The sequence below is a fragment of the Streptomyces sp. NPDC079141 genome (assembly GCF_040686775.1).
Lineage (GTDB): Bacteria > Actinomycetota > Actinomycetes > Streptomycetales > Streptomycetaceae > Streptomyces.
Map to the genome: position 1 here is coordinate 403,647 of NZ_JBFBLP010000004.1, position 23,912 is coordinate 427,558.

Here is a 23,912-nt window from a genome sequence, read left to right on the forward strand (position 1 = left end):
ATAGGGGCTCCTATACGGTGTACAGCATGCCTGCATCCCAAGGTCATCCCCAGCGCTGGCTGATCCTCGGCGTCATCTGCCTCGCCCAGCTCACCGTGCTGCTCGACAACACGGTCCTGAACGTGGCGATCCCCTCGCTCACCCGCGAGATGGGCGCGGCGACCTCCGACATCCAGTGGATGATCAACGCCTACTCGCTCGTGCAGTCCGGACTGCTGCTCACCGCGGGCAGCGCCGCCGATCGCTACGGCCGCAAGAAGATGCTGGCGGCGGGCCTGGTCCTGTTCGGCATCGGTTCGCTGGCGGCCGGACTCGCCGACAGCACGGGCCAGTTGATCGCCGCGCGGGCGGGCATGGGCGTGGGCGGCGCGCTGCTGCTGACCACCACCCTGGCCGTGGCGATGCAGATCTTCACGCCCGACGAGCACGCCAAGGCGATCGGCATATGGAGCGCGGTCAACGCCCTCGGCTTCGCCGGCGGCCCGCTGCTCGGCGGCTTCATGCTGAACCACTTCTGGTGGGGCGCGATCTTCCTGGTCAACCTCCCGGTCGCGGCGCTCGGCCTCGCCGCGGTAGTGGCCCTGGTCCCCGAGTCCAAGAGCCCCCAGGGCGACCGCCCCGACCTCCTCGGCGCCCTGCTCTCCACCATCGGCATGGCCTCCCTGGTCTACGCGATCATCTCCGGCCCCGAGCACGGCTGGACGTCGGGCAGGGTGCTGACCACGGGCGCCATGGCGGTGATCGTTCTGACGGTGTTCGCGTACTGGGAGAGCCGTATCCCGTACCCCATGCTCGACCTGCACTTCTTCCGGGACCGCCGGTTCACGGGTGCGGTCTCCGGGGCGGTGCTGATCACCTTTGGTATGGGCGGGGCGTTGTTCCTGCTGACGCAGCACCTCCAGTTCGTCCTCGGATACGGCCCCCTGGAGGCAGGCCTGCGGACCGCCCCGCTGGCGCTGACCGTCGTCGTGCTCAACTTCAGCGGGGTGGCGGCGAAGTGGACCGCGAAGCTGGGGATGCCGATGTCGATCCTGCTGGGCATGGTGCTGATGTCGGCGGGCCTGGTGTCGATAGCGACGCTTGCCTCCGGCGGCTATACGGGGACGCTGCTGGGGCTGGTCCTCATCGGGGTTGGCTGCGCGATCGCCAACCCGGCGATGGCGCACGCGATCATGAGTGCGATTCCGCGGGAGAAGGCGGGGGTCGGGGCCGGGATCAACGGGACCCTTGCCGAGTTCGGGAACGGGCTGGGGGTGGCCGTGCTGGGGGCCGTGCTCAACTCCCGGTTCGCGGCGCTGATTCCGGTGGCGTCGTCGTCGTTGCCTTCGGCGCTCGCGTCGGCGGAGTCGGCGTCGGAGAAGGAACGGATCACCGACGCGTTTGCCTCCGGCCTGGAGAGCAGCCAGTTGGTGGGGGCGTTGGCCGTGCTGCTCGGGGGGTTGGTCGCGGCGGCGTTGTTGCGGAGGGCTGAGCGGGCAGACTCGGAGGTGGTGAGCGCCTAGGAGCTCGGGTGGCTGGGTAGTCGCGGCCCTGACGAGGGCGCTTAACATGACCGCCACTTTGAAAGTCGAGGAAGGTGCGTCGCCATGGTGAAGGCAGCCCAGCGGACCAGCGTGTGGCTGGAGGACAAGGAGCGCCGGGGTGGTCGTGGCGGCGGGCAGCCCTCCGGGCTCGACCGGGAGCGGATCACCGAGGTGTCCGTGCGGCTGCTGGACGCGGAGGGACTGGCCAAGTTCTCCATGCGGCGGCTGGCCGCCGAGCTGAACGTGACGGCCATGTCGGTCTACTGGTACGTCGACACCAAGGACGACCTCCTCGAACTCGCCCTGGACTCGGTCTACGGCGACCTGCGCCTGCCCGACCCGGACGCCGACGGTGAGGACTGGCGCGACCAGCTGCGCATGCTGGCCCGGGAGTACCGGGGCCTGCTGGTGCGCCACCCCTGGCTCTCCCCGCTGGCCGGGACCTACCTCAACATCGGTCCCAACTCCCTGTCCTTCTCCCGCACCATTCAGCGCGTGATCCGCAGAACGGGACTGCCCGCGCACGGCGTGAGCGGCGCCATCTCGGCCGTCTTCCAGTTCGTCTACGGCTACGGCACGATCGAGGGCCACTTCTTCGCGCGCGTCGAGGACACCGGGATGACCCCCGACGACTACTTCCGGCACGCGATGAGCACGGTGAGCGAGTCACTGGCCGCCGCCGAGGTCATCGAGGAGTCCAAGGAGATCATGGCGGCCCGCGGCGGCGACACGGTCGAGGAGATGCTGGAACGCGACTTCGTCTTCGCCCTGGACCTGCTGATCGCGGGCATCGAGGCGATGGTGGCCAGGTCGGCCTGACCCGTCCGCGGCGCCGGCCGGCGAAGTCCGGTGGGGTTCGGCAGCGCCCCGAAGGGGCGCGGGGCTGTATCGATATGCGGCTCCGCCGCGTGGGCGCGACCAGCCCCGACGCCGCCGCACGGATTCGACGGCCGGACGCGGCTCAATCAGCGGAGGCGTGCCGCGCGGGGAACCCTCCCGTAGCCACCGGCCCCCACCGCTCCGGCGTGACCCGGATGATCGACTTGCCCTGCTTGACCATGGCCGCGCGGTACTCGTCCCAGTCCGGGTGTTCGCCGGCGATGTTGCGGTAGTACTCGACCAGCGGCTCCACGGAGTCGGGCGCGTCGATGACCTCCGCCGTTCCGTCGATCTGGACCCACGGCCCGTTCCAGTCGTCGCTCAGCACGATCAGGCTGACCCGCGGATCCCGCTTGGCGTTACGGGTCTTGGCGCGCTCGGGGTAGGTCGAGACGACGATCCGGCCGGAGTCGTCGACCCCGCAGGTCAGCGGTGAGCCCTGGGGGCCGCCGTCGGTCCGCCGCGTCAGCAGGATCGCGCGATGACGCGGCCGTACGAAGTCCAGCAACTGGTCGAGCGAGACGGCGGTGTTGGTCGCGATGTTCGGTGCCATGGCGGCAGCCTAGGCGCTGGGTGCTCCGCCGTGACTGACCCTGCTGTGCCTACGCCTGCGGCAGCGAATCCCCCTGCACCGCCTGGATGTCCAGCTCCACCTTCAGCGTCGTACCGATCGCCGCGATGCCCGCCTGGACGACCTGGTTGTAGTTCATGGCGAAGTCCTCGCGGTGCAGTTGGGCCGTCGCCCGGAAGGCGGCCCGGGTCCCGCCCCACGGGTCCGCGCCGGTGCCGAGATACGCGAGGTCCAGGTCCACCGGCCGTACGACACCGTGCAGCCCGAGCTCCCCGTGCACCGTCCACCTGTCCGCGCCCGCCGACGTCAGGCCCGTCGAGCGGTAGGTGATCTCCGGATACCTCGCCACGTCCAGGAAGTCCGCCGACCGCAGATGGGTGTCCCGCGTCCCGTTGCCCGTGTCGATCGACTCGGCCCGGATCACCGCCTCCACCCGCGACTTGGTGATGTCGTCCGGGGCGATCTCCACCGTCGCGCCGAAGTCGGTGAACCGCCCGTGCACGCTGGAGATGCCCAGGTGCTGGGCGACCGCGCCGACCGTGGAGTGCGCCGGGTCGACCGTCCACGGGCCGGGCGGCGGCAGCTCGGCGCCGCCCTGCCGGGCCAGCGTGACCGTGCCGACCTCGGCCCGCCCGCTCGCGGTGACGATCGCACTGGCGGCGGCGGGCGCGTAGCCGACGGCGGTGACGATGACGGTGTACGCCCCGGGCGCCAGTGGCCCGGGGTCGCGCACCGCGCCCTCCGGGTCGGCCTCGGCGCGCAGCACCTGAGCGCCGGTCATGTCCGTCACCGTGACGACCGCGTGCGACACGGCCCATCCGTCCCGGGTGCGGACCCTCGCGGTCAGTCCCATCTCACGCAACTCCTCGAATGAAACCGGCCCGTGGCACACACCTCCGCTCAGAGCGTGTGCCACGGGCCGGGGCTGATTGGCGGCTACTCGCCGGGGTGGGCGAGTTCGATGTCGTGGCCGTCGACTCCCTGACCGGCGACGGTCAGGGCCGTGGCCACCGGCGGGTAACCCGTCGCGATGACGGTGTAGTCGCCGCCGTCCAGGTCGGTGAAGGCGTACGCGCCGTCCGCCCCGGTCGTCGCCGTGCCGACGACGTTGCCCGCGCCGTCCACGAGCGTGACCCGCGCGTCGGCCAGCGGACCCTGCGGCGCCCGTACGACGCCCTGGACCTCGGCGCCGGAGTCGAGGTCGACCTCGACCCGGGTGACCCCGGTGCCGGCGATCTCGACGGGCAGGGCGCGCGGCCGGAACCCGGCGGCGTTCACCGCGACGGTCACCGTGCCCGGCACCAGCCCGGCGAAGGCGAACTCGCCCTGCTCACCGGTGGCGGCGGTGGCCAGCAGGTCCCCGCGCACATCGGTGACGATCACCATCGCGTCCTTGACCGGCAGCGCGCCCTCGGACGCCCGCACCGCACCGCTCAGCCCGCTGGTGCCGCTGAGCAGGATGTCGTAGGTCAGCGGCTCCTCGCCCACGACGATCGTGGACGCCTGCGGCTGGAAGCCGTCGGCGGAGGCGATCAGGACGTAGGAGCCCGTGCCGGGCGCGTCGATGCCGTAGGAGCCGTCCTCCTGTGCCACCGCGCGGCCCAGCTGCCGTCCCGACAGCGAGATCAGGGTGACCGCGGCCCGGGGGACGGGCGCGCTCTCGGCACCGCGGACGAAGCCGCGGACGGGGATGCCACCGGTCACGGCAGTCATGGGGACCTCCGGGGTGGGCTCGGTGCTGCCCGCCGTCGCCTGCGCCAGCGCGCCGGAGGTCCGCAGCGGGACCTCCTTGATGAACAGCGTCACCAGGAAGGCGAGCAGGGCGACCGGGGCGACGTACAGGAAGATGTCGGCGATGCCGTGCCCGTAGGCGCTCTCCAGCCAGGTGCGGATGTGCGTGGGCAGGGCGTCCATGTCGGGCAGCTGCCCGGTGCCCGTTGCCTGGGCCGCGGCCGCCTGCTCCTGCGGGCTGAGCGAGCCGATGGTGTCCTCGGCGTAGTGGCTGATCCGGGTCGTCATCACGGAGCCGAGTGCCGAGACGCCCATCGCGCCGCCCAGGGACCGGAAGAAGGTGACGACCGAGCTGGCGGCGCCGAGTTCGTGCGGGGCGACCTGGTTCTGCGTGGAGAGGACCAGGTTCTGCATCATCATGCCGATGCCGAGGCCCATGACCGCCATGAAGACGGCGATGTGCCAGTACTCGGTGTCGTAGCGCATGGTGCCCAGCAGTCCGAGGCCCGCCGTCAGCAGCGCACCGCCCGCGACCAGCCAGGCCTTCCACTTGCCGGTCTTGGTGATGATCTGGCCGGAGACGGTCGAGGACACGAACAGACCGGCGATCATCGGGATCGTCATGACACCCGACATGGTCGGCGACTCGTTGCGGGCCAGCTGGAAGTACTGGCTGAAGAAGACGGTGCCCGCGAACATCGCGACACCGACGAAGAGGGAGGCGACCGAGGCCAGCGTGATCGTGCGGTTGCGGAACAGGCGCAGCGGGATGATCGGCTCGGTGGCCCTGGTCTCCACGAAGAGGAAGACCAGGGTCAGCAGGAGCGCGCCGCCGACCATTGAGTACGTCTGCCAGGACAGCCAGTCGTACTTGTCGTCGGCGAAGGTCACCCAGACGAGGAGCAGGCTGACGGCGGCGGTGATGAAGAAGGCACCGGCCCAGTCGACCTTGACCTTGCGCCTGTTCTCCGGCAGGTGCAGCGTCTTCTGCAGCACGAACAGGGCGATCAGCGCGAACGGCACACCCACGTACAGGCACCAGCGCCAGCCCAGCCAGTCGGTGTCGGTGATGACACCGCCGACCAGCGGACCGCCGACGGTCGCGACCGCGAAGGTCGCGCCGAGGTAGCCGGAGTACCGGCCGCGCTCCCGCGGGGAGATCATCGCGGCCATGATGATCTGGGCGAGCGCGGTCAGACCGCCGGCCCCGAGGCCCTGGATGACCCGGGCGCCGATGAGCATCCCGGAGTTCTGGGCGAGACCGGCGATGACCGATCCGAGGATGTAGATGACCAGGGCTATCTGGACCAGGGCCTTCTTGCTGACCAGGTCGGCGAGCTTGCCCCACAGGGGTGTGGACGCCGTCATCGCCAGCAGCGCGGCGGTCACGACCCAGGTGTACGCGCTCTGTCCGCCGCCGAGGTCCTTGATGATCTCGGGCAGGGCGTTGGAGACGATGGTCGAGGACAGGATCGCGGCGAACATGCCGAGCAGCAGCCCGGAGAGCGCCTCCATGATCTGCCGATGCGTCATGGGAGCCTCGCCGGAGCCTCCTCCGTGCTTGGCATGAGCCCGCACACCGGCCGGTGTGGTCGTAGCCATGGGCTTCCTTCTCTTACGTGGTGATCGCGGGTGTACGGGGGGACTGTTCGTGTTCGTCGAAGCAACGCCTCAGCCGGGCCATGAGCCGCGTGAGCCGGTCGACGTCGTCGTCGCTCCAGTCGCTCAGGCGGTCGGCGAGCAGCCGTGTGGTGCACCGGGCGAGCTCCTCGACCCGGGCGTGGCCCGCGGGGGTGAGGCGCAGGATGCGGCTGCGTTTGTCGGCCGGGTCGGGGGAGCGGTCGATCCAGCCGCGTTCGGCGACGTGGGCGACGTGGCGGCTGGTGACGGACATGTCCACGGAGAGCAGCTCGGCGAGCCTGCTCATGCGCATGTCTCCGTGCCGCTCCAGCAGCGTCAGTACGGCGGCGGATCCGGCCGGGCAGTCGGACGGCAGCGCCCGTCCCAGCTCCCGCTTCACCGCGCCGAAGGCACTGAACTGCCGGACGAGCTCCTCGTATCGCGCCTGCTCGGCCATCGCACCTCCCGGCTGCATTTGTTGCTTAGGGCAACCATAGGTTCGATTGGTTGCTACAGGCAAACAAAATGGGCTGAGTGCGGCCCCAAAACTTGGCAAAGGCAAGTATTGCGAACGTAAATGTGCAGGTGGGGGTGGTGGCCGGGTGCCCTTCCCTCGTCCCCGCCGCCCCCACTTGGGCCGCACCCCCGCATTCGCTAGGGTTTCGGCCCATGGCTAACACCCAGGGCCCCCAGGGCAACTACGACCCCGCCGGCAGCACCCAGATGTTCCGTGCGTTCGTCGACGAGGCCCCTCAGGGCCGTCAGCAGGCGGCCGCCTCGTCCGGTCCCCGGATCGGCCTGATCGTCGGCATCGTCGTCGCCGTCGCGGTCGTCGCCGCGGTGGCCTGGCTGGCGCTCAAGTAACCCGCGCCGCTCACACCCGCGCCGCTCACTCCCACTGGACGGACACGTCCCGCGTCTCGACGTGCATGCCCAGCGGCACGCGCCACGCGTCGACGCAGACCGTCCAGGTCTTCTCCTTCCGTGCGCCGGACTCGATCGGCGCCGGGAGTTCCTCGGTCGACTCCACCGTCCCCCAGTCGACACCGAGCGCGCCGATGATGTGCGTCCCGAAGGTCACCGTCCCCGAACGCACCGGACTTCCCCCGGAGTTGTCGAACACGAGCGTGACCTTCTCGCACCACCGCTCGTCGGCCGCCTCCCGCTTCGGAGCCGACCAGGACAGGGCGGCGGGGGAGGCGGTGGTACGGGTGGGGCTTGGTGGCGGCGGTGAAGTCGTCGGCGTACGGCCCGACTTCGGGAGTTCGCGCGGCGTCGCGCTCGGGGCGTGCGGCGGTGAAGTGACCCTCTGCGCAGGGGACTTCGGATCCTCGCTCCCCCGCTCCTCCGCCATCGCCTCGTCCAGCGGCACCAGCGTCACCCCACCCGTCGGCGCCACCACCCCCGCCGACATGCCACCCGGCGCCCCGACGGCCACGTAGCCCTCACCGCTCCCGCCGGCCCCGCACGCGACCAGCACCGCGCCCAGACACACGACGGCCGCCGAGGCGCCGGCCGTGGCGCCTCTGCGGCCATGTGTCCATGTCGTCGCCCGAAGCATCGCGCCATGGTGGCTGACGCAATGTCAGAAGTGAAGACCTCGGAAGACCTCGGACGTCCTCAGTCCGAGATCAGGCCCTCGCGCAGCTGCGCCAGCGTCCTCGTCAGCAGCCGGGAGACGTGCATCTGCGAGATGCCGACCTCCTCGCCGATCTGCGACTGCGTCATGTTGGCGAAGAAGCGCAGCATGATGATCCGCCGCTCGCGGGGCGGGAGTTTGGCCAGCAGCGGCTTGAGGGACTCGCGGTACTCCACGCCCTCCAGGGCGGTGTCCTCGTAGCCGAGGCGGTCCGCGAGGGAGCCCTCGCCGCCGTCGTCCTCGGGGGCCGGGGAGTCCAGCGAGGACGCCGTGTACGCGTTGCCGACCGCGAGGCCGTCGACGACGTCCTCCTCGGACACGCCCAGCACCGCGGCGAGTTCGGTCACCGTGGGCGAGCGGTCCAGCTTCTGGGAGAGCTCGTCACTGGCCTTCGTCAGCGCCAGGCGCAGCTCCTGAAGGCGGCGCGGGACGCGCACCGACCAGGACGTGTCGCGGAAGAACCGCTTGATCTCGCCCACGACCGTCGGCATCGCGAACGTCGGGAATTCCACGCCCCGTTCGCAGTCGAAGCGGTCGATCGCCTTGATCAGGCCGATGGTGCCGACCTGGACGATGTCCTCCATCGGCTCGTTGCGGGAGCGGAAGCGAGCCGCCGCGTAGCGCACGAGCGGGAGGTTGAGCTCGATCAGGGTGTCCCGGACGTACACACGCTCGGGGCTGTCCTCGTCGAGGGCGGCGAGCCGCAGGAACAGGGAGCGGGACAGGGTGCGGGTGTCGATGGCTCCGCCGGTCGCCGGAAGGGCGGGGGTCGGCGCGGCCTCGACAAGGGCCGTTACGTCGTCGTCGAGCGCGGGCGCAGCCTCGCTCTTCGTGAGCGTGAGCACCTTCGAGCTGCCCTGGTCTGCGGACATGCCACCCCCTCTGGGTCGCGGGACGGTCGCGGCGAACGCTCCGTCGAGGAACGTCAGCCTTCACCTGAATACCGGAGCCGAGGCCACGGCAAACGCGCTTCCCGCAGAATGTCACATGTCGGCAACACGCTGTAGTGACATGTCGACATGTAAGACGCGAATCCGCCCTGGAAACAAGGGGTCTGACGGTTTTTCGGCGCGAAACTGTCGGGAAGCGCCCTGGTGAGCGATTCGCTCGCCGCGGTTACCTATCGTTCGTGTATTCGGTACAGCCCCGCTCAAGCCTCACTCAGGCGTCGATCCGGTTCGCCGACCGCAACCGCTGGAAGCTACGCGCGAGTAGCCGCGATACATGCATCTGGGAGACGCCGAGTTCCGCACTGATCTGCGACTGGGTGAGATTGCTGTAGTAGCGCAGCAGCAGAATTCGCTGTTCGCGTTCCGGGAGTTGGACCAGCAGATGGCGGACCAGATCGCGGTGCTCCACCCCGTCCAGCGCGGGGTCCTCGTAGCCGAGCCGGTCCAGCAGCCCGGGCAGCCCGTCGCCCTCCTGTGCGGCCTCCAGCGAGGTGGCGTGGTACGACCGTCCGGCCTCGATGCAGGACAGCACCTCCTCCTCGCTGATGCGCAGACGCTCGGCGATCTCGGCGGTCGTCGGGGAGCGCCCGAAGGACGTGGTGAGGTCCTCGGTCGCGCTGTTGACCTGCACCCACAGCTCGTGCAGCCGGCGCGGTACGTGGACCGTGCGGACGTTGTCACGGAAGTACCGCTTGATCTCGCCGACGACCGTCGGCATCGCGAACGTCGGGAACTGCACACCCCGGTCCGGGTCGAAGCGGTCGATGGCGTTGATCAGCCCGATGGTGCCGACCTGGATCACGTCCTCCATCGGCTCGTTGCGGGAGCGGAAGCGGGCGGCCGCGTAGCGCACGAGCGGGAGGTTGGCCTCGATGAGCGCCCCGCGCACCCGGTAGTGCTCCGGAGTGCCCGGGCGGAGCTCCTTGAGCTGGGCGAAGAGCACCTGTGTGAGCGCCCTGGTGTCCGCTCCGCGGCTGCGCGGCGCGGCTGCCGGGGTCTCCGTGACTTCCTGGGGCGGCGCAGTACTGGCCGACACGGTCAACGCCACCTCTTCATCGGTCAACTCATCCGTCAAAAGCGGTCATAGCATCACAAGACATGTGCACTGTGTGCAAGCACCGCATATCGCTGTGTTACGCCGTGTTGAGGGGCAAGTTGTGGCATAAGACGCAGAAAAGCCCCCCGCCGTTCCGGCGGAGGGCCGCGTGCCGCGGTGACTCGGAGAGCCGCGGTGGCTCAGAACTCGTAGTCGGCGATCACCCACGTGGCGAACTCGCGCCACAGCGCGACGCCCGCCTGGTGCTCGGGGTGTTCCACGTACCGGCGCAGGGACTCGGCGTCCTCGAACGCGGAGTTGATCGCGTAGTCGTAGGCGATGGGCCGGTCGCTGAGGTTCCAGCCGAGCTCCCAGAAGCGGATCTCGGGGATCTTGCCGTCGAGGGCCTGGAAGGCCTTCTCACCCTCCGCGACCCGCGGGTCGTCGCGCTCGACGCCCTCGTTGAGCTTGAAGAGGACCAGGTGGCGGATCATTACTCTCCTCCGTTGGCGATCCATGTCATGAAGTCGCCGATGGACTTGGCGGCGTCCGATATGCCCTCGAACCCTATCTGCACGTAGTCGGCGGCCTTTGCCGGGTCCGTGATGATCAGGTAGAGCACGAAGACCACGAGCGCATAGACGGCGATCTTCTTCGAATTCACCGCCACCGCGGCCTCCCTGTGCCTGTTGTGCCCCAAGGGCCCCCTGTTGCCGGCGGCGAGTGTAACCTTCACGCGATTTTTAGGGACCAACGGCCCGCGGGCCGAGGCCTTTTGCCGGGCCGCGCGGGCCGCCGCGGGGCGGAGGATGGAGACACGCCCCGGCGGACCCGGCAGGAGTCCACGGGGCCGGGACGGACCCCACTGCGGGGCACGCGCCGCCGGTCACCCCCGTACGCGGCGCGTGCTTGAGGGTCCCGTCCCCACCGGGGGAAGCGGCTTGTCCCCCGAGGCCGCTTCCCCCGTCCCTCGCCTTCCCGACCGCACTCGGAACGCACAAAGATCGCCCCCGGAACGCACAAAGGGCCCCGTCTTTCGACGGGGCCCTTCTCAAGCGGTAGCGGAGGGATTTGAACCCTCGGTGACTTGCGCCACACTCGCTTTCGAGGTCTGTTCGTGCTGGTCAGGGCATGATCCAGGGTTGTTCAGGCCCGTTCATTCCCATACTTCCGCCCGCCGCGTGAACCGCCGTGGACGGCTTTGGACGGGGGTGAATGAGACGGAAACTGAGACGGAGTGCCCAGCGCCCCATCAGGCCTGATCTGCGGTTTCCGGCACGAGTCGGCTCGTGAATCCGTGGTCGCGGAGCCGCTCGTACGCGGCCTTGATGTAGTCGGGAATCTCTTGCTCGATCATGAACCCCTGTCGGGGGTAGATCGTGAGGCGCTGCTGAGCGCCCACCAGCATGTCGACGACGAGACGCGCGTCCCCGATCGAGTCGACGTAGTCGGGAAGCGTCATGGGGGTGGAGGCGCACACCCATTCGACGTCGGGCCACAGCTTCCGAGCGGTCGCGTACGCGCGCCGTTCCTCGTAGGGCTTGCTGACCAGGAGGACGGACGAGGCGGGTACGTGCCGCTCTTCGAGGAGCGCGCGGGAGAAGCGGATGTTCTCGCCCGTGTTCCGGGCGTTCGGCTCGACAAGGATGGCTCGCTCGGGAACCCCCAGCTCCATCGCGCGCTCGCGGTAGTGCTCAGCTTCGCCGCGCGGCATCCGCTCGCGAGTCGTGCGGCTGGTCGCCCCGGTGAAGACGATCAGCGGAGCCATGCCCTGGTGGTAGAGGTCCGCCGTGGTGTCGGCCACCCCCAGATCGTGACTGCCGAGACCGATGGCGACGGAGCACGGGCGCGGTTCATGCCCCATCTGCTGGAAGTCCCAGAGTCGCTGAGTGTCCGCCCACGCCTGAGCCGAGATCACTTGCCCTCGCTCTCCGTTTCCGTCTCCGTATTCGCCGAGTCGGGCACCTTGAAGTCGTACGACCATGCGAACCGCGTCGCCGCGTGTACCCCGATGGCGAACTCAACCACGGTCCCGTCTGCCGTGCGCGTTGTGCGGTGCAATTCCACGACCCACTCACCCGGCGCGAGCTGGAGGAGCTGAGCTTCTTCAGGCGTGGGCACGCGCGCGAACAATTCCTCGGTCATGTGGTCGATCTCGTATCCGGCGTCGTACAGGACGCGGAATCCGCCGCCGCGCCCGGCGGGGCCCGGAGTCGGGTCGACGATGCGGGTGCCTTCGACGTGTTCGGGCCGGTAGTAGCTGGTCAGGGTGTGGGTCGGCTGCGCGCCTTCCTTGACCAGCCGCGCCCGCGCATACACGTCGGCCCCTTCGGGCAAGCCGTGCGCGGCGGCTACGACCGCCGGCGCCTTCACTCGGCTGACCGTCTGGGTCTGCTCGTTCCGGCGGTACGAGCGGCCGGACGCCACGCGGTCCGCGATGAACGCCACTTCGTCGCTGTCCCGCCACTTGGCCTTGTCGTACCGCGCGATACCAAGTCGCTTGAGCGGTGCTTTCGGGCGTACGACCGTGCCGTGGCCGCGAGTCATGGTGACGAGACCCTCGGCTTCCAGAGCCTTGTACGCCCGGTGGACCGTTTCCTTCGAGCCCTCGCCGGCCTCCACAAGCTCCCGGATCTGCGGTAGCTGCTCGCCCGGGTCGTAGTCGCCGTTCCTGATCTGCTCACCAAACCGGTCTGCCAGTTCCCGCCACTTTGGCGCCTTCGGTGCCACGCGGAACTCCTCTCGACAGCTCCCAGTGAAGCACACAGTCCTAGGACTGTTGACAGTCCTAGGACTGCGGTGCATTCTCATCTCAGGCCGCTCGCAGTCCTAGGACAGCGAGTCGAAGGGGTCCTTCTTTGGGCTTCCTCCGGTGGCTTGTCGGTTCGGGATCGCTCGTGCGGTTGGGGCCCTGAGCTGGTCGTTCCTTGAGAACTGCATAGGTGGGCCCCGTCTCCCCGAGTCGAAAAGACGGACTGCGCGGCATGGAGCCGCGCCGCTTTGTCCCTGCGATCTGCGGGAGGTCGGTGTGAACCGACGACATACCTAGGGCGCTGCCGCTCCGGACCGGCCGGCGGTGCCCGCATGACAAGCCCGGTCCACTTCGGTCTCGCAGCGCATGGCGTTGCGGCCGGCTGCCTCTCCCGCCTGTCCGTTCCGCGCTGAGCGCGGTGGTCGTACGGGCGGGAGTGCGGGGAGCCGGATGTACCGCTCCAACGGCAAGCAGTCCCCGGCGGCTGCGTTCGGACCGTTCCACCGTGAGGAGAGACGTCCTATGAAGTGCATCGTTGCTGGCCGTGAGGCCGTCACCGCGGCCGAGTTCGCGGAACTGGCGCTGGGTACCCCGCCGGAACTGTGGCTCGGGGTGGAGGGCGAGAGCGAGGAGGAGCGCGCGGCCCGTCTGGACGCGGCGCGGGACATCCTGGCCGACCCCGAGTACGCCACCCTCCCGGACGCCTTGATCCGTCTTGCTGCGCGGGTGGTCGAGGAGCATCCGGACCTGTTCAACGTGGTTCCGCTGGTCCGCCCCGCCCGCCGCCGTCCGGCGCGTCGGGGGGTTGCAGCATGAGCGAGGCTCTGACGCTCGATGACCTGGCCGTGGCACTGCGGGCGCTTCGCCTGCTGGCCCTGGACTTCGGGCATCTGCCGGCGCCGGTGGTGAACGTGAGCGACATCTTCCCCAATCGGCTCAAGCTGAGTTTCCACGACGGTTTGGACGCGTTCGAGTCGTGGCGTGAGGCGCTGGGTATCGCCCCAGACGCCGTGACGCACGGCATGCAGAACGGGGAGCACACTCGCGTCCTTAAGGCGTCTGTCGAGTACGCGGGAGCCACGCTCGAACTGACCGGCTTTGCCGAGGTTCCCGCCCCGGCGCTGTCCGGGGCATCAGCCTGATGACCACGTGGGGCAAGTGCTTCGACCCGAACGGCGCCCGGCTCGGCATCCCCACATGGCCGTGGCAGTGCGCGCCCGATGGACTCGCGACCAAACGGCAGTTACGGGCCCGCGGCCTGCGCCCCGGAGGTCAGCCGATCGCCGGCCAGATACTCCGGCCGCGGTACCGGCGCGGGCCGCTTGTCGCCTACCTCTACCGGCTCGACAAGGCCAAGCCGGTCCGGCCCATGACCCCAGCAAAGCGCCGGGCGCTGGCGTGCGCGATGCAAGCGCGCCGGACCTGCCCGCAGTGCCGCCAGGACGCCGGATACGTCATCCCCGCATCCCTCGGGGTTTGCGTCCCCTGCGCCTACCCCGACGACCAGAACAAGGAGTGATCACATGGACTGGAAGGAAACCGCCCGGAAGGCAGTGCACTGGAGTCTGCCGGTCGGCCTCACCGGCCTGTCCCTGGGCTGGACCGTGTACGCGGTGGGAGAGATCCTCGCCCATCAGGCCCCGGAGCCGCTCGCCTACACCGTGGCCGGGATCTATGACGCGGTGTGGCTGTACGCGCTGGCTATGGAGACCGCGCACCGCCGGCAGGGTTCCAAGGCGACGCTGCCCGCCACGCTGGGGTGGCTGTTCCTGGTCACCTCGGTCGGCGTGCTGTTCACCCACGGCCTGCTGTACGCGTCACCGGTCGTCGCGGTCATCGGCGCGGTGGTTCCGGCCGCTGCCAAGGCCACGCTCATCATGGCCGTGGAACGGGAGGCCACCCGGATCTCCCCCGCAGCGCAGGCGCAGATCGACGCGGTGCGCAGCGCGACGCGGGACCAGGTCGCGATCGGCCGCGCGGTCACCCGCGCCAAGGCCGACCGGCACACGACGGCCGCCGTGTTGGAGCGGGAGGAGCGCAAGGCCCGCGGCAAGGCGCACAAGGTGCGCCACGAGGCGGCCGAGAAGCTGACGAAGCTCACCACCGAGCACCCGGCTACCGACTCCCCCGAGGAGGTTCCGGCGCTGTTCTCGGATGAGGATCTGGCCCGGGTGCTGGGCCAGTGGTCGGACGGGGGTGTGTCCCCCGTGTCCCTGGGTGTGTCCCCTGTGTCCCCGCAGGTGGGCCCTGTGTCCCCGGCGCCGGAACTGACCGGCTCGCAGAGTTCGGGACACACCCCGCTGGACTGGGCGGGGCTTGCTCAGGTGGCGGCCGTGGCCGGCGTGGAGCCCCCCGAGCCGGGCGAGCCGCTGAGCGAGGAACAGCTCACCGTCGTGCTGCGGTGGCTGCGCCACTCCGAGAACCCCCCGCTGTCCTACCGCAAGGCCCTGGCCGCGTACCGCGCGGCGGGCTTCTCGGCGAAGGAAGAGCGGGTGCGCAAGGCGTACGCCGCGCTGATCGACGCGGAGGACGCACAGCCGTAGAGCGGCGTCCGGCACACATCAATGAGGGCCAGCCCACGGGAATTGGGCTGGCCCTCGTTGCGACTGCCGGAAGCAGTCGACGCAACCAGTGAAGCAGACCCGGTGAGCCCCGGCGAGCGGCACGTTCGCAGACCCGGCGCAGGCCCGGAGAGCTGACCCGCACAGCACCCTCAACCACCCCTCCCATCAAGGAGTTCTGCTGTGTCCAGTCGTACTCGTTCCCGCGGCGTGAAGACGGCCGTGGGTGTCCACACCGTCCGTCTCCCGCGTCAGCGCGGGCGCCGTTCCGCTCAGCCGTTTGTGGTCGTCGTCCCCGAACGTCCCTCGCTGACCCGGGAGGCGCTCGGCTTCCTGGGGCGGGCGCTGTGGAGCGGCCGTCACGCGCTCGCCCCGACCGGTCTCGCGCTGCTGGCGCTGGTGGTGACGGCGCTGTTGCACCTGCTGGCCTGGTGGTCGGGGCTGCTGCTCGCGCCGCTGGCCGCGGGCCCGGCGCTGTGGCTTGCGATCATCCAGCGCCGTCGGCCCGCCCGCGCGGCCACGCTGGCGTGGCGCATCGGCCTGGCTGTCCTGGCCACGCTCGCCGGCGTGTGGGTGGCGCTGGCCGCGGCGCTCTCGCCGTTCGCCGGATCGCTGCCCCTGGTCTGGCTGCTGATGCTGCTGGTTGCCCAGAGCGCATGGCTCGTCGTCCGTCGCACGTACTGACCCGAGGGGAGATCGTCTGATGGCAAATCAGAGGCGCAACAGCGGTGGGAACGGCGCGGGCAACAAGGGCAACAAGTTCACCAACGCCGGTGCCGCCGCCGGGGGTTTCGTGGGCGGGCTGGGGGGCTCGCTCATTCCGCCGATCAACATCAACATCAACCGGTCCAAGAACGTCGGTGCCGGTGGCGGGCAGGGTCGTTCCCTGCTGCCCGCGCCGGAGTTCAACTCTCCGGCGCAGGTCCGCAATTACTGCAACACGCTGCGGGCGGCCGGGGTGGCGCTGTCCATCGAGGTCGGCATGGCCGCTGAGATCCTCAACGCCGTCCTGGCGACCGTGCCGGACCCGGAAGGCAAGGCGTTCGGCTCCCGGGTGCGTGCGGCGAAGGTGGCCCGCAAGCTGCGCCGCGCCGAGAGCGCGCTGCGCAGCGCCGCGAAGAACGCCGCCGCCTGCTACGGGACCTTCCAGCAGGAGTTCGAGGAAGAGATCAACCGTGTCCGTCACCGTGCCCGCAAACCGGCGCAGCCGGTCATGAACTGGGCCCAGCAGTAAGGAGGTACGGCGATGGCCGCAATGAGGAACCAGCGCACCCGTACCCGCATGGACCACCTGGGGGGTGGGCTCGTGGCCACCTATGACGAGCCGCTCTACCCGCGCGACTCGGGTGGCGGCGTCGGGGCGTACCTGCTGCACCGGGCCAAGCCGCACCTGCCGCCGTGGCTCGGCTGGACGGGGACCGGGCTGGCCGGGGCGCTGGGCAACTGGCGGTGGGGCGAGAGCGCCGCGGCCGGCGTCGGGCTGACGCTGGCGTCGGTGGCGCTGAGTGGCGGCACGTGGCTGATGGGCAAGTCCACCACCAAGGGGCGCCGTCTGCACTCCGCGGTGACCGTGGCCGCCGGGTCGGCGTGGGTGACCGCCGCCTGCCTGGCCGGACCGACGGCCGGGCCGGTCGACGACCTGTTCCTGATGGGCGGGCCCGTGGTGGCCCTGTCGTGGAACGTGCGCATGGTGCTGCGCCACAACCCCGAAGACGCCGGCGAGGGCGGCGCGGATGGTGGCCTGCTGGCGAAGGTGGGGCTGGCGCGGGCGCAGATCGGCGCGGCGAAGGTGGAGCCCAACCGGGTCACCGCGCCGATCGCGCTGGAGCCGGGGGAGCAGACCAACGACGACGTGACCAAGGCGCTGGCGCGGATCGCATCCGCGCTGGACCTGCCGACGTCCGCCGTGCGCTACTCGCCCGACCCGGACTCCGCGCGCCGCGGTGACCTGGTCATCGTCCCCGAGGACATGCTGTCCGAGACGGTCGAATGGGAGGGTCCCTCCAACCTCGGGGGTTCGATCGCCGATCCACTGGTCATCGGCCGGTACGACGACGGCGCCCCGCTCCTGCTGTGGCTGCCGGGTGATCCGGAGGAGGGCCGCAACGCCACCCACGTGCTGATCGCGGGCGGCACCGGATCCGGCAAGGGCGACGCCGCCCTCAACCTCCAGACCGAGATCCTCTCCCGGCGGGACGTCCTGCTGTGGCTGTCCGACCCGAAGATGTTCCAGGACTTCCGCACCCTGCTGCCGGGCATCGACTGGGCAGCAGAGGGCGGCACCCCGACAGAGGTGATGGTGGCCGCCGTCGAGACCGTCATCCCCGCCCGCACCCGCTGGCTCGGATCCCACGGCTACCGCCAGTGGGTCCGCGCCGCGGCCGAGGTGCAGAACGACCCGGCGCACACCTGCCGCGCCGACGGTCGGGCGTGCGGCTGCGCGGGGATGCCGTTCCTGGTCACCTGGTTCGAGGAGGCCGCCAACACCCTCCGGGCGCTGGGCGACGACGCGTTCACCGGCATTGCGCAGGAGGCACGCTCCGCGGGTGTCTCCCTGATCGTGTCGCTTCAGCGACCGTCGTACGACCAGATGTCCACCTCCACCCGCGCCTCCCTGCCGTCCGTGATCGCGCTCGGCTGCGATCCGCGGGATGAGGACTTCTCCCTTCCCGAGACGGTCATTGACGCCGGGGCTCACCCCGGCGCGTGGGGCAACCGCCGGCCCGGCTACTGCTACGTGGTCTCGCCGGGCATCGATGAGGCACGCTACCCCTCCCCGGGCCGCACCCGCCGCTTCACCCTGCGGGCCGTGCCCGTCATGGAACGCCTCGCCGCGTGGGCCCAGCACAACGGCGCGGTTGCGGACCCGGTCACCGCCGGTGCGGTCGCCAGCGTGGCCGGCCGCGCCTACACCGGCCGCACACCCGCCAACGGCACCACCGAAGAGCCGACGGCACTCCGCGTCGTCGCGGAGGAGGACGGCATGGACGACGGCGGGCTCCTGGTCGACCCGGAAGACGCCGGTATCGACCCCGAGGCCGAACTCCCCGCGGGGGAGGAGGGCGACGACGTCCCGATCTTCGGGCAGGAGACGGGCCGCAAGCCGTCCCCGGAGGAGGCCCGCCGGCTGTTCGCCGACGCGCTCGCGGAGTTCGAGGCAGACGGTCAGATGATCGTCGGCCCGAAGGACTTCATGGACTGGTGCGACCGGCACCACCTCTCCCGCTCCTGGGTGTCCCTGCGGTTGAAGGAAGCCGCGGAGGAAGGGCGGCTGGATGCGACCAACACCGCCGGCCGGTGGCGCATCGTGCCCGCCCTCACGGCCGCCTGACACCCGTAACGCGTTACGGCCGCCTAACACCCAAACCCCTAGGCAAACGCACGTGTTACCCGCCCTAACAGCGCCCGATCACGCTGCCTAACACCTGCTCGTAACACCCGCCCGCGGGCCCGCCTCACACTCGTGGCGCGGGCCCGCGGACCGTCTGGAGGAACCCTTCATGACCCATCCCGACCGGCCGACGGCCGTCGAGGTCCACCACCCGCAGCCGCTCGCGCCCCTGCCCGCCGCGCCCCTGGTGCCGGTGCAGCCGGGCCCGGCGCCGGCCGTGCAGTCCATCGTGCTGCCCGACGGCCGCGTCGTCACCGGCTACACCCTCACCCCCGCACCCTCCCCCGCCCCGGCTCCCGCCGGGCCGCCGGTCTCCCGGACGGCAGTGAACATCGCACTCGGGGGCATCGGGTTCGGCGCGGTGTGCGGCGGACTGGTCCTGCTCACCTCGTTCATCGCGGCCCTGACCGCGTTCATCACCCAGCTCATCACCCTCGCCGCGGTCATCTTCGGCGGCTTCATCGCCGTGCAGCTCTTCGGCACGCGCCACTCCGGCGGGTGCGGGACCACGGTCAACATCCGCAAGGCCGTCATCAAGCGCAGCCACTTCCACGGCTGAACACCCCAAGAGGAGCGCCGTGTTCGAGATCCGCGTCATCTGCGAGCCGGACGACGCCGACCGCGTCAGCCAGACCCTGGCCGCCGCGTTCGACACCGGCCCGGCACGCCAGTACCCCACCCGCGACACCAAGCGCACCCGCCTGTACTTCACCGCCGACCACCGGCCCACCACACCCGAAAGCGAGTGATCACATGTCGTTCGGAGAGACCCCGATCACCATCATCGGCAACCTGACCGCCGACCCCGAAGTGAAGGTCACCGACTCCGGCCAGGCTTTGGCCCGCTTCACGGTCGCCTCCACCCCGCGCACCTTCGACCGCGAGTCCAACCAGTGGAAGGACGGCACGTCCACGTTCTTCCGCTGCGCCGCCTGGCGCGCGCTCGCCGAGCACGTGGCCGACTCCCTGACGAAGGGCTCGCGGGTGGTGCTGTCCGGCCGGATCCGGCAGCACGACTGGAAGACCCCGGAGGGCGAGAACCGCTCCATGCTCGCCGTGGAGGTCGACGACATCGGAGCCTCGCTCCGCTTCACCACCGTCACGATCAACGGCAAGCGCGGCAACGGCACCGCCGACACCTCCGGCGACCCGTGGGCCACCGACGGCAAGACCGCCAAGGTCCCCTTCTAGATCCGCCCGGGGCGACCGCACCTCTCGCCAAAGACACGCGGTCGCCCCGGCCAACCAGTCCACAACAGACCTGTTGGAGGCATCGAGCATGACCCAACATGCCCTCGCGCCGTCGGAGGACGGCAACATCAGCCTGTGCACCGGGTCCGGTGCGCTGGACCTGGCCGTGGAAGCCGTCACCGGCCTGCCCACGACCGTGGTCGCCGAGAAGGACCCGGCCGCCTCCCGGTTACTGGCGGCCCGCCTGCCTCGCGCCCGCAACCTGGGCGACATCACCGCGGTCGACTGGGCGGCGCTTGCCGCCGAGGTCCCGCGTCCGGCGGCGCTGACCGCCGGCTTCCCGTGCCAGGACATCTCCAACGCCGGACCTCGGGGAGGGATCGCCGGTGACCGATCAGGCTTGTGGAAAACCATCGCCAGCGCCGTTCGCGTACTACGACCCCGCCTCGTCTTCCTGGAAAACGTCGCCGCCCTGCGCAGCCGGGGACTCGACGTCGTCGCCGCCGACCTGGCCGCGATCGGGTACGACGCGCGGTGGATGTGCCTACGCGCTGGAGATCCCGAGGTCGGAGCCTGCCACCGGCGCGACCGGTGGTTCGCCGTCGCCTATCCCGCTGCTGAAGACCCCCACCTCCCAGCTCGGGCGGAACGGGGGACCGCAGCACCCGGACAAGCGCAAAGCCGGGGGGCACGGGCCGACGCTGGAGGACGAAGTGGTCTTCTTGCTGCCACCGCCGGCGGACGGCTGAGGCTGCTGCCCACCCCGGCCGCCGCCGACGGCACCGGCGGCCCCGGCACCTCCCCCAAGCGCCAGGGCGGCATGAACCTGCGCACCGCCGTCACGCTGCTGCCCACCCCCACGGCACGCGACTGGAAGTCCGGAGCCTCCAACCTGCTGGAGACCAACTCCCGTCCGCTGAACGAGGTGGTGGTCAACCTGCTGCCCACCCCGACCGCCTCCCGCTACGGCCGCAACCGGTCCGCCTCGACGCGTGCGAGCTCGCGCCCCTCGATCGAGTACCTGGCCCGCGACCTGACCGACGGCTCCCGCTGGGTGGCCACCAACGGCACCGACTACGGGCCCGCCGTCCGCCGCTGGGAGCAGGTGCTGGGACGGCCCGCGCCGGAGCCGACCGAGCCGGGCACCAAGGGCAACCGCCGCCTGTCCCCGGCGTTCGTGGAATGGATGATGGGCGCCGACCCCGGCTGGGTGACCGGCACCGACCTGGGCCTCTCCCGCCCCGACCAGCTCAAGATCCTCGGCAACGGTGTGGTCATCCACCAGGCCTTTCTCGCCTACCACACGCTGCTCGCCGCCGCATCGGAAGCGGTGGACTCCGGCCCGTCCCAGCTCGCCCTGGACATCGCCTGAAGACGCCCGGGGCGACCGCACCTCTCGCCAAAGACACGCGGTCGCCCCGGCCAACCAGTCCACAACAGACCTGTTGGAGGCATCCAGCATGACCCATCGCACCGCCACGCGGCGAGCACACCTGCTCACCGCCGCTCTGACGGCCGCCGCCCATGGCTGGTACGTCCACCCGCTCCGCCCCGGCGGCAAGGCATCCGCCCTGCACGGCGAGCGCGCATGTCCGCACACCGGCGACTGCGCCGACGGCCACGTGAAGTGGGAACAGCGCGCCACCACCGACCCCGACCGCATCCGCGCCGCCTGGACCGCGGGCGCGTTCAACGTCGGCATCGCCACCGGGCCCTCCGGCCTGGTCGTCGTCGACCTGGACGTACCCAAGGAGAAGAACGGGAAGGGCAGTTCGGACGCGCCTGACGGCGCGACGACCTTTGCGGCGCTCTGCGAGCGCGCCGGAGAGTCCTGGCCGACCACCTACACGGTGCGGACGCCCTCCGGCGGCATGCACCTGTACTTCACCGCCCTGCCCGGCACCCGCCTGCACAACACCGCGGGAACCGTGGCCCCTCACGTGGACACCCGCGCCTGGGGCGGCAACGTCGTCGCTGCGGGCAGCACCACCCCGCAGGGCACCTACGAGGTGGCCGACGACGCGCCCGTGGCCGATCTGCCCGGCTGGCTCGTGCACCACTGCCAGGCGCAGCCCACCCCAGCCGCGGTGCTCGCCCCGCTCCTGATCCCGGGACAGGCCACTCGCCGCGCGGAGGTGGCGCTGAACCGCGAGACGGCCGTGGTCCGGGATACCCCTGAGGCCGGAGGCCCGGAGGGCGGCCGGAACAACCAGCTGTTGGCCAGCGCCCGCGCCATGGGACGGTTCATCGCTTGGGGCGAGATCCCCCGGAACACGGTCGAGGCTGCGTTTCAGGCCGCCGGGGAGGCGGCCGGACTACCGGCCGGCGAGTGCCGGACCACCATCCGCAGCGCCCTGGACTGGTCGATTCGCACCTGCCGCCCTCGGGAGACCGCATGAGCCCCCACCGCGGGGGTGAAACGCCCGCTCCCACCGCGTCGGGCCGACCGTGCCCGGCTCCGGCCGCCCCCGACAGTGGCCGTGGCACGAAAGACGACGGCCGTCAGGCCGTCCTTTCAGCTCTTCCTCCCGACAACACCGACACGGTCATCATCACCGGCATCTGGCCGGGTCTCCACGTCCGGTTCACGCACCCGCCCGTAGCCGACTGGCTGTGCTCCTGCGGACACCACGAACGCGCCGAGGGCCGCGCCGCCGTCAGTGAACTGACCACCCGCGTCCGCGTCGGCCACTGCCCCCACCGCACCGCCCCCGCACAGGAAAGGAGGAACGCCGCATGACCAGCACCAATGCGCCCGCGTCGTCCATCGACGGCGCGGCACTGCTCGATGAGGTCGAAGCGTTCCACCGCCGCTTCAACGTCTTCCCCCGGGAAGCCGCCTACGTCGCCGTCACGCTGTGGGACGCTCACGCCCACTTGGTCGACTGCTTCGACACCACCCCACGCATCGCGTTCCTCTCCCCGGAGCCGGGATCCGGCAAGTCCCGCGCGCTGGAGATCGTGGAGACCCTCACCCCCCACGCGATGACCACCGTCAACGCCTCCGCCAACTCCTTGTTCCGGCTGGTCGAAGCGACCGAGGGGCGCCCCACGCTGCTCTTCGACGAGATCGACACTGTGTTCGGCCCGAAGGCAGGCGACAACGAACCCGTCCGTGGGTTCCTCAACTCCGGCTACCGGCGCAGCGGCAAGGCCCTGCGCTGTGTCGGTGAGAGCCAGACCCCACAGTTCTTCTCCGCGTTCTGCGCTGTGGCTATGGCTGGACTCGGTTCCCTGCCGGACACGATCCTGACTCGCTCGGTCATCATCCGCATGCGTAAGCGCGCACCGAACGAGAAGGTGGAGGGCTACCGCGAGCGCATCCACGAGCGCGAGGGACACGCCCTGCGTGACCGACTGGCCAAGTGGGCCGACAGCATCCGCAAGCAGGTTGCCGAAGCCTGGCCGGAGTTGCCCGAGGGCGTCACCGACCGGTCCGCGGACGTGTGGGAACCGCTGCTCGCTGTTGCCGACGCGGCCGGCGGCAACTGGCCCGAACGGGCCCGCGCCGCATGCGTCGAACTCATCCATGCCGCCAACGGCCAGGACAAGGCGTCCCTGGGCATCCAGCTCCTGACAGACCTGCGCGACAAGGTGTTCTGCGGAGCCGAGCGGATGCCCACGGCCGCCATCCTCGAAGTCCTCCACGAGATCGACGACGCCCCGTGGGCCGACATGGACGGCAACGGCAAGCTGCTGAACGCCCGGACGCTGTCGAAGATGCTCGGGGACTACGTCACCGTGAACAACGAGCCCATCCGGCCCCGGTCCATCCGCACCGCCCGGGGCGTACCGAAGGGCTACTACGCCGAAGATCTCGCGGACGCGTGGCTGCGCTACTGCCCCCTCCCCCCGGAGGAGTCCGCTACATCCGCTACATCCGCTACGCCGCAGGTCAACGGCGGTGAATCCGTAGCGGAAGAGCTACCCGGCATCCGCTACATCCACCCCCAAGCCGCTACCGCCGACCGCACCGCGTAGCGGCATCTATCGGCTACATCCCGCCCATCCGCTACACGAAACAGGCCCCTGACCTGCGCTGTAGCGGATGTAGCGGATGTAGCGGAT

27 protein-coding genes are annotated in these 23,912 nt (G+C 70.3%); 16 read left to right on the plus strand and 11 right to left on the minus strand.

The genetic code is table 11. The annotated features are described in order from the left end of the window. Positions 1-26: 26 nt before the first annotated feature. Positions 27-1,502 (plus strand): MFS transporter, encoded by a 1,476-nt coding sequence (locus AB0Q90_RS16010; protein ID WP_363163372.1) that lies wholly within the window; start codon positions 27-29, stop codon positions 1,500-1,502. An 84-nt stretch (positions 1,503-1,586) separates the two neighbouring features. After that, positions 1,587-2,342, plus strand: a complete 756-nt coding sequence (locus tag AB0Q90_RS16015; protein WP_363163371.1) for a TetR/AcrR family transcriptional regulator — start codon at positions 1,587-1,589, stop codon at positions 2,340-2,342. A gap of 142 nt (positions 2,343-2,484) precedes the next feature. Here the strand turns inward: AB0Q90_RS16015 and AB0Q90_RS16020 are convergent, their stop codons facing one another. From AB0Q90_RS16020 to AB0Q90_RS16035, 4 genes are all read right to left on the minus strand, one after another. Beyond that, entirely contained in the window at positions 2,485-2,955 is a 471-nt protein-coding gene (locus tag AB0Q90_RS16020) for a PPOX class F420-dependent oxidoreductase (protein WP_363163370.1), read from the minus strand. A 49-nt stretch (positions 2,956-3,004) separates the two neighbouring features. Further along, positions 3,005-3,826: a YceI family protein gene (locus tag AB0Q90_RS16025; protein WP_363163369.1), complete on the minus strand. Its 822-nt coding sequence runs from the start codon at positions 3,824-3,826 to the stop codon at positions 3,005-3,007. A gap of 83 nt (positions 3,827-3,909) precedes the next feature. Continuing rightward, positions 3,910-6,306 carry an MFS transporter gene (locus AB0Q90_RS16030; RefSeq protein WP_363163368.1) on the minus strand — a complete coding sequence of 799 codons (2,397 nt, stop codon included), beginning with the start codon at positions 6,304-6,306 and terminating at the stop codon, positions 3,910-3,912. 13 nt (positions 6,307-6,319) lie between these two features. Further along, complete coding sequence (locus AB0Q90_RS16035) at positions 6,320-6,781, minus strand: MarR family transcriptional regulator (RefSeq protein ID WP_363163367.1); 462 nt, start codon at positions 6,779-6,781, stop codon at positions 6,320-6,322. Positions 6,782-6,993: 212 nt separating this feature from the next. Between AB0Q90_RS16035 and AB0Q90_RS16040 the strand changes: the two genes are divergently transcribed. Then, positions 6,994-7,188, plus strand: coding sequence for a hypothetical protein (locus AB0Q90_RS16040; RefSeq protein ID WP_363163366.1), 195 nt, complete (start codon positions 6,994-6,996; stop codon positions 7,186-7,188). A gap of 25 nt (positions 7,189-7,213) precedes the next feature. Here AB0Q90_RS16040 and AB0Q90_RS16045 read toward each other — a convergent pair whose 3' ends face one another. The 7 genes from AB0Q90_RS16045 to AB0Q90_RS16075 all read right to left on the minus strand — a co-directional run bounded on the left by AB0Q90_RS16045 (position 7,214) and on the right by AB0Q90_RS16075 (position 12,679). After that, the gene (locus AB0Q90_RS16045) at positions 7,214-7,885 is read right to left on the minus strand and encodes a hypothetical protein (RefSeq protein WP_363163365.1); all 672 of its coding nucleotides are present in this window, start codon (positions 7,883-7,885) and stop codon (positions 7,214-7,216) included. Positions 7,886-7,944: 59 nt separating this feature from the next. After that, positions 7,945-8,835, minus strand: coding sequence for an RNA polymerase sigma factor SigF (locus tag AB0Q90_RS16050; RefSeq protein WP_188287671.1), 891 nt, complete (start codon positions 8,833-8,835; stop codon positions 7,945-7,947). Positions 8,836-9,124: 289 nt separating this feature from the next. Beyond that, on the minus strand, positions 9,125-9,988 hold the full coding sequence (locus tag AB0Q90_RS16055; RefSeq protein ID WP_363163364.1) for an RNA polymerase sigma factor SigF: 864 nt from the start codon (positions 9,986-9,988) through the stop codon (positions 9,125-9,127). Between the two features lie 161 nt (positions 9,989-10,149). Beyond that, a complete protein-coding gene (locus tag AB0Q90_RS16060; protein WP_363163363.1) occupies positions 10,150-10,443 on the minus strand; it encodes a Dabb family protein in 294 nt (97 codons plus the stop codon). Continuing rightward, the gene (locus tag AB0Q90_RS16065; protein ID WP_363163362.1) at positions 10,443-10,619 is read right to left on the minus strand and encodes a hypothetical protein; all 177 of its coding nucleotides are present in this window, start codon (positions 10,617-10,619) and stop codon (positions 10,443-10,445) included. The genes AB0Q90_RS16060 and AB0Q90_RS16065 overlap by 1 nt, the downstream gene beginning before the upstream one ends. Before the next feature lie 582 nt (positions 10,620-11,201). Continuing rightward, on the minus strand, positions 11,202-11,867 hold the full coding sequence (locus tag AB0Q90_RS16070) for a YdcF family protein (protein ID WP_363163360.1): 666 nt from the start codon (positions 11,865-11,867) through the stop codon (positions 11,202-11,204). Continuing rightward, positions 11,864-12,679 (minus strand): GntR family transcriptional regulator, encoded by an 816-nt coding sequence (locus tag AB0Q90_RS16075; protein ID WP_363163358.1) that lies wholly within the window; start codon positions 12,677-12,679, stop codon positions 11,864-11,866. Before AB0Q90_RS16075 ends, AB0Q90_RS16070 begins: the two co-directional genes overlap by 4 nt. Positions 12,680-13,223: 544 nt before the next feature. Here AB0Q90_RS16075 and AB0Q90_RS16080 point away from each other — a divergent pair. From AB0Q90_RS16080 to AB0Q90_RS16140, 13 genes are all read left to right on the plus strand, one after another. Beyond that, positions 13,224-13,517: a hypothetical protein gene (locus AB0Q90_RS16080; protein WP_363163357.1), complete on the plus strand. Its 294-nt coding sequence runs from the start codon at positions 13,224-13,226 to the stop codon at positions 13,515-13,517. Further along, complete coding sequence (locus tag AB0Q90_RS16085) at positions 13,514-13,843, plus strand: hypothetical protein (RefSeq protein WP_363163356.1); 330 nt, start codon at positions 13,514-13,516, stop codon at positions 13,841-13,843. Before AB0Q90_RS16080 ends, AB0Q90_RS16085 begins: the two co-directional genes overlap by 4 nt. Next, positions 13,843-14,220, plus strand: a complete 378-nt coding sequence (locus AB0Q90_RS16090; protein WP_363163355.1) for an RRQRL motif-containing zinc-binding protein — start codon at positions 13,843-13,845, stop codon at positions 14,218-14,220. Before AB0Q90_RS16085 ends, AB0Q90_RS16090 begins: the two co-directional genes overlap by 1 nt. A 4-nt stretch (positions 14,221-14,224) precedes the next feature. After that, entirely contained in the window at positions 14,225-15,244 is a 1,020-nt protein-coding gene (locus AB0Q90_RS16095; protein ID WP_363163354.1) for a hypothetical protein, read from the plus strand. 201 nt (positions 15,245-15,445) lie between these two features. Continuing rightward, positions 15,446-15,946, plus strand: coding sequence for a hypothetical protein (locus AB0Q90_RS16100; RefSeq protein WP_363163353.1), 501 nt, complete (start codon positions 15,446-15,448; stop codon positions 15,944-15,946). Positions 15,947-15,965: 19 nt separating this feature from the next. Next, positions 15,966-16,496 (plus strand): plasmid transfer protein TraA, encoded by a 531-nt coding sequence (gene traA / locus AB0Q90_RS16105; RefSeq protein WP_363163352.1) that lies wholly within the window; start codon positions 15,966-15,968, stop codon positions 16,494-16,496. A 48-nt stretch (positions 16,497-16,544) separates the two neighbouring features. Beyond that, a complete protein-coding gene (gene traB, locus AB0Q90_RS16110) occupies positions 16,545-18,593 on the plus strand; it encodes a plasmid transfer protein TraB (RefSeq protein ID WP_363163472.1) in 2,049 nt (682 codons plus the stop codon). Positions 18,594-18,762: 169 nt separating this feature from the next. Further along, entirely contained in the window at positions 18,763-19,212 is a 450-nt protein-coding gene (locus AB0Q90_RS16115; protein ID WP_363163351.1) for a hypothetical protein, read from the plus strand. A gap of 19 nt (positions 19,213-19,231) precedes the next feature. Next, a complete protein-coding gene (locus AB0Q90_RS16120; RefSeq protein ID WP_363163350.1) occupies positions 19,232-19,402 on the plus strand; it encodes a hypothetical protein in 171 nt (56 codons plus the stop codon). Positions 19,403-19,406: 4 nt separating this feature from the next. Beyond that, the gene (ssb, locus tag AB0Q90_RS16125) at positions 19,407-19,844 is read left to right on the plus strand and encodes a single-stranded DNA-binding protein (protein ID WP_363163349.1); all 438 of its coding nucleotides are present in this window, start codon (positions 19,407-19,409) and stop codon (positions 19,842-19,844) included. An 88-nt stretch (positions 19,845-19,932) separates the two neighbouring features. Next, positions 19,933-21,216 (plus strand): DNA cytosine methyltransferase, encoded by a 1,284-nt coding sequence (locus AB0Q90_RS16130; RefSeq protein WP_363163348.1) that lies wholly within the window; start codon positions 19,933-19,935, stop codon positions 21,214-21,216. An 88-nt stretch (positions 21,217-21,304) separates the two neighbouring features. Then, a complete protein-coding gene (locus AB0Q90_RS16135; protein WP_363163347.1) occupies positions 21,305-22,243 on the plus strand; it encodes a bifunctional DNA primase/polymerase in 939 nt (312 codons plus the stop codon). 337 nt (positions 22,244-22,580) lie between these two features. Then, entirely contained in the window at positions 22,581-23,825 is a 1,245-nt protein-coding gene (locus AB0Q90_RS16140) for a DUF3631 domain-containing protein (RefSeq protein ID WP_363163346.1), read from the plus strand. Positions 23,826-23,912 lie beyond the last annotated feature (87 nt).

Bases quoted from the DNA above. Each gene is read 5' to 3' on its own strand.
- AB0Q90_RS16010 (WP_363163372.1), top strand. From the start codon at position 27: ATGCCTGCATCCCAAGGTCATCCCCAGCGCTGGCTGATCCTCGGCGTC.
- AB0Q90_RS16015 (WP_363163371.1), top strand. From the start codon at position 1,587: ATGGTGAAGGCAGCCCAGCGGACCAGCGTGTGGCTGGAGGACAAGGAG.
- AB0Q90_RS16020 (WP_363163370.1), bottom strand. From the start codon at position 2,955: ATGGCACCGAACATCGCGACCAACACCGCCGTCTCGCTCGACCAGTTG.
- AB0Q90_RS16025 (WP_363163369.1), bottom strand. From the start codon at position 3,826: ATGGGACTGACCGCGAGGGTCCGCACCCGGGACGGATGGGCCGTGTCG.
- AB0Q90_RS16030 (WP_363163368.1), bottom strand. From the start codon at position 6,306: ATGGCTACGACCACACCGGCCGGTGTGCGGGCTCATGCCAAGCACGGA.
- AB0Q90_RS16035 (WP_363163367.1), bottom strand. From the start codon at position 6,781: ATGGCCGAGCAGGCGCGATACGAGGAGCTCGTCCGGCAGTTCAGTGCC.
- AB0Q90_RS16040 (WP_363163366.1), top strand. From the start codon at position 6,994: ATGGCTAACACCCAGGGCCCCCAGGGCAACTACGACCCCGCCGGCAGC.
- AB0Q90_RS16045 (WP_363163365.1), bottom strand. From the start codon at position 7,885: ATGCTTCGGGCGACGACATGGACACATGGCCGCAGAGGCGCCACGGCC.
- AB0Q90_RS16050 (WP_188287671.1), bottom strand. From the start codon at position 8,835: ATGTCCGCAGACCAGGGCAGCTCGAAGGTGCTCACGCTCACGAAGAGC.
- AB0Q90_RS16060 (WP_363163363.1), bottom strand. From the start codon at position 10,443: ATGATCCGCCACCTGGTCCTCTTCAAGCTCAACGAGGGCGTCGAGCGC.
- AB0Q90_RS16080 (WP_363163357.1), top strand. From the start codon at position 13,224: ATGAAGTGCATCGTTGCTGGCCGTGAGGCCGTCACCGCGGCCGAGTTC.
- AB0Q90_RS16085 (WP_363163356.1), top strand. From the start codon at position 13,514: ATGAGCGAGGCTCTGACGCTCGATGACCTGGCCGTGGCACTGCGGGCG.
- AB0Q90_RS16090 (WP_363163355.1), top strand. From the start codon at position 13,843: ATGACCACGTGGGGCAAGTGCTTCGACCCGAACGGCGCCCGGCTCGGC.
- AB0Q90_RS16095 (WP_363163354.1), top strand. From the start codon at position 14,225: ATGGACTGGAAGGAAACCGCCCGGAAGGCAGTGCACTGGAGTCTGCCG.
- traA (WP_363163352.1), top strand. From the start codon at position 15,966: ATGGCAAATCAGAGGCGCAACAGCGGTGGGAACGGCGCGGGCAACAAG.
- traB (WP_363163472.1), top strand. From the start codon at position 16,545: ATGGACCACCTGGGGGGTGGGCTCGTGGCCACCTATGACGAGCCGCTC.
- AB0Q90_RS16115 (WP_363163351.1), top strand. From the start codon at position 18,763: ATGACCCATCCCGACCGGCCGACGGCCGTCGAGGTCCACCACCCGCAG.
- ssb (WP_363163349.1), top strand. From the start codon at position 19,407: ATGTCGTTCGGAGAGACCCCGATCACCATCATCGGCAACCTGACCGCC.
- AB0Q90_RS16130 (WP_363163348.1), top strand. From the start codon at position 19,933: ATGACCCAACATGCCCTCGCGCCGTCGGAGGACGGCAACATCAGCCTG.
- AB0Q90_RS16135 (WP_363163347.1), top strand. From the start codon at position 21,305: ATGACCCATCGCACCGCCACGCGGCGAGCACACCTGCTCACCGCCGCT.
- AB0Q90_RS16140 (WP_363163346.1), top strand. From the start codon at position 22,581: ATGACCAGCACCAATGCGCCCGCGTCGTCCATCGACGGCGCGGCACTG.